Origin of the sequence: Peptostreptococcus sp. D1 (assembly GCF_900112955.1) — a bacterium.
Classification (GTDB): Bacteria; Bacillota; Clostridia; order Peptostreptococcales; family Peptostreptococcaceae; genus Peptostreptococcus.
Map to the genome: position 1 here is coordinate 1 of NZ_FONP01000029.1, position 3,374 is coordinate 3,374.

General features: G+C 29.0%; 6 protein-coding genes. All 6 read right to left on the bottom strand.

Going from position 1 to position 3,374, the window contains the following annotated elements; translation table 11 throughout:
• Nucleotides 1-213: 213 nt before the first annotated feature.
• The gene (locus BM120_RS10780; protein WP_143076546.1) at nt 214-462 is read right to left on the bottom strand and encodes a hypothetical protein; all 249 of its coding nucleotides are present in this window, start codon (nt 460-462) and stop codon (nt 214-216) included.
• A 547-nt stretch (nt 463-1,009) separates the two neighbouring features.
• Nucleotides 1,010-1,519, bottom strand: coding sequence for a hypothetical protein (locus BM120_RS10535; RefSeq protein ID WP_143076547.1), 510 nt, complete (start codon nt 1,517-1,519; stop codon nt 1,010-1,012).
• 201 nt (nt 1,520-1,720) lie between these two features.
• Nucleotides 1,721-1,936, bottom strand: a complete 216-nt coding sequence (locus BM120_RS11160) for a hypothetical protein (protein WP_242941613.1) — start codon at nt 1,934-1,936, stop codon at nt 1,721-1,723.
• Between the two features lie 188 nt (nt 1,937-2,124).
• On the bottom strand, nt 2,125-2,424 hold the full coding sequence (locus BM120_RS10545) for a DUF7675 family protein (protein ID WP_091995820.1): 300 nt from the start codon (nt 2,422-2,424) through the stop codon (nt 2,125-2,127).
• A gap of 48 nt (nt 2,425-2,472) precedes the next feature.
• Entirely contained in the window at nt 2,473-2,610 is a 138-nt protein-coding gene (locus tag BM120_RS10940) for a hypothetical protein (RefSeq protein ID WP_177187430.1), read from the bottom strand.
• On the bottom strand, nt 2,607-3,197 hold the full coding sequence (locus BM120_RS10550) for a hypothetical protein (protein ID WP_091995821.1): 591 nt from the start codon (nt 3,195-3,197) through the stop codon (nt 2,607-2,609). Before BM120_RS10550 ends, BM120_RS10940 begins: the two co-directional genes overlap by 4 nt.
• Between the last annotated feature and the right edge of the window lie 177 nt (nt 3,198-3,374).

Below are 3,374 nucleotides of genomic sequence, written 5' to 3' on the forward strand. Positions count from 1 at the left end.
TCTTAGTTGTCAACACATATGTTACACTAATAAGAAAGTTTTTTCCAAATTTACATCTTCAATCTAAAAATTAAAGGATTCGAAGTCAAGGAGAAAAGCTGTGCGTACCTTGACTTTGATTCATTTTAATTTTTATACTAGCAAGATGTATTTTAGAAATACTCTTTTACAGCTTCATTTGGACTTTTAAATTTTAAACTTGTTTTTGCAGTACTATGATATCTCTTCTCGTGCTTTGCCACCTGCCTTATTAATTCTTTTTCGACCGTATTCATCTATACCTGTAATTTGATAGTATTTATATCCATATGTAGGAAACTTTATACAATCGTCAGGAACATATTTTATGTCTACTTGAACTTTATCTCCCGGGTACTTCCCATCTATTTTATCGTATCTTGTATAGCTTTTTCGACGTATTTCCGGTTGCTTATAGCCTCTTGTTCTAATTTGCCTACACATACTTGAGAAGCTTCTAGTATATCCTTTTTTACAGCATCTAACGTAGACTTCAGCAAGATCTTATACTCCATTACGTTTTAACATTTTTTTATTAGCGTCAGTTCTTCCTCTGTATGTGATTTGGGGCTATTTTTTGGTCTTCTAGACCTCAAAGCTAGACTTCTTACAGCTCCATCATACTTTTCAAGTTGCCTGTACACATAACAATTTGTATGATAGCGTCTTGCGGCTTTTGTAGCTCCATATTTTTAACATATTCACATAATTTTTGATGGTAACACATTTCTTCTGTTATATATAGACGTGAAAGGACTCCTTTACATTTTGGTTTTGTACTTATTACCATTGTATTAGAGCTTCTCTCTTTTTTTATTCATTTGTGTAACATATGTTATAGAACATTACAAATTTAAAGAATCCCCTACATCTCACAATGTTAGGGATTCTTTATCGAGAAGTGTACGTGATTTTTTTCTGTAAATTACATACACTCAAATTAATGAGGGTTGGATAAAATCAGCCTTCATTATAGTTAAACATTTAATCATTATTTTAAGACCGCATAATATTCTTCCATACTACACTCTTTGATTTTTACATTATTTGAAATACCCATGTAATATTCAATATTATGCTTACTTTTAGCCATATTGCTCAAATTAACTATTTTTTTTATATTGTTAGGCAAATCATCATAGCAAATTGGTTCTAAATAAAAATAAAAACCATCCTTATCAATTTCATAATTCTCTGTTTTACCTTTAAAAAACTCATCAACCTCAGCAGCATCATTAAATATTAATATCGATGAATTTGAAATAGTAGACAAATTCATCCATCCGATTGAAATCCTGTTAATATCATTAACTTTTTTAAAGCTTAATACATCCAGTAGAAGATTTAATATATATACTTTTTTTGAATCAATATGTTTCATGTTCCATTCTTCAAATGAATATGGAACATAAATCTCATTTATACGATTATTCATTTTCATATTATTGATTTCTATAGGTATTTTTTTCCAAAGCCTACTTACAAATCTATTTTTTTTCATAAAATCATCTCTCTTTTTTGTAAAGCTTGAATTCAAAGTACTATTTTGATAAAATTTTTCCATTTCCATCTGTTGAAGCTTTTCTTTTTCCTTTTTTATCCTTTATTTTACATTTCTTTCAATCATGAACGGCTGTATCTTTTTCCTTTGTATAGCCTGTTTTTAGGATCCTTCCAAGCTTGCTTACCTTTTACTTTATTTTTAAAAATCTCCTAAACGAACATTTCCTTTATTATCAAGTAAACGTTCTGGTATTCCATAATAATTTGCTACATTGGATCTAAGCATAGGAATATCATTATTGTTAAATCTCCCCGCTGTAATTAATATTTCTTCTAATTCATTTTTATATTCTTTTCCATTAATTATTATGGAATCTTCAGTTACAATTACCTTACTATTGTCATTATGATTCAATTATAACATTTCGTCGTTCGGTATCTGAATCATTCTCACTTATATTTACATTTCACTATGATTCAATTATAACGAAGAAAGGATTCATCGCATTTCAAAATGTAGAAACATTTACATTTCACTATGATTCAATTATAACTATCAAATTATCAATAGTTCTACTTTTATTAACTTCAGGGCCATTTCATTTATTTTCTATCTTTAAAAAATTCTACCCAGTAGGGATTTTCTTTATCAAATACTTTTACTTCCTCTTCCGTTAAATTGTGAGGGTAATCAGCAAATAGGTTATATATTTTTTTCCTGTCAAAGCTGAATAAAAACTCTCCTACTGTATCTAATTTTTCTACCCACCAAACCTTGGCTTTTTCATCTTCTTTATGAAACTTGCTAAAACCTTCTATATCACAATCAGCAAAAACTGTAGTGTCTGGTTCAGTTGAAGATAATTCTAACTCTTTTATAAAATTATCATAGCTATTTGACACTTCCACCAGCTCCTTTCAACTGTTTTCTTTTACCGTTAAAGTGCTTTTTTATTTATCGATTCCTAATTTTTCAAATGCTTCCTTTGCTCTTTCTCTATATTCCTTTTCTTGCTTTTCCCTCTCATCATCAGAAGCAGTATAGTCTGTGATGACTTCATCTGGTATTAATATTTTTTCATTTTTCATTTTAATTCTCTCCTATACTTCCAATTAAATATTTTAGCAAGCTCTTCAATTATCTCATGTGATTGCTCCTTCCAGGTTTCTTTAGAATCACCGGTTTCATCAAATATTTTTTGGTATTTAGAATTTAATTTATTTCTAATGACATAATAAACTTCATCTATATCGCTAAAACTTGGTCTTAGCCCTGATCCAATTTCTAAAAAATACTTAGTACCATCGTGACCGATTACTCTCATTTCTTTTACACTTTCAATCCTACAAGCAACATCCATATCTGGCGATGAGAATGATGAGCTACCTGGATGGTTATGCAATGAAATAACACTACCTTTTTTTAAAGACATCAAATAATTTATTGTGTCTTTAGTTATCTTAACACTGTTACTATAACCCGTTACAAACTCAATTATTTCATTACCATTCAAATACAACCACATTAACCCCGCATTACCCGTTTTAATCCTATGCTCAATCACTTTTTTAGCAGCAGCATCAAAGTTAATTTGCTTATTTAAATTATAATCTTTAATATCATGATTTTCAATGCCCTCATCGTATTCTTTTGCTTTTTCCTGTGCTGACTCCATCCAGTTTTTATTTACATTTCACTATGATTCAATTATAACGACCATATATAGAAGGATGTGCAACTTTATTAAAACATTTACATTTCACTATGATTCAATTATAACATTCATTTTGTTTTTATTATTGTCAATATCAATAATATTTACATTTCACTATGATTCAATTATAACCTAGAG

Coding starts and splice junctions, on each gene's coding strand:
- BM120_RS10940 (WP_177187430.1), bottom strand. CDS start 2,610: ATGAAAAATGAAAAAATATTAATACCAGATGAAGTCATCACAGACTAT.
- BM120_RS10535 (WP_143076547.1), bottom strand. CDS start 1,519: ATGAAAAAAAATAGATTTGTAAGTAGGCTTTGGAAAAAAATACCTATA.
- BM120_RS10780 (WP_143076546.1), bottom strand. CDS start 462: ATGTGTAGGCAAATTAGAACAAGAGGCTATAAGCAACCGGAAATACGT.
- BM120_RS10550 (WP_091995821.1), bottom strand. CDS start 3,197: ATGGAGTCAGCACAGGAAAAAGCAAAAGAATACGATGAGGGCATTGAA.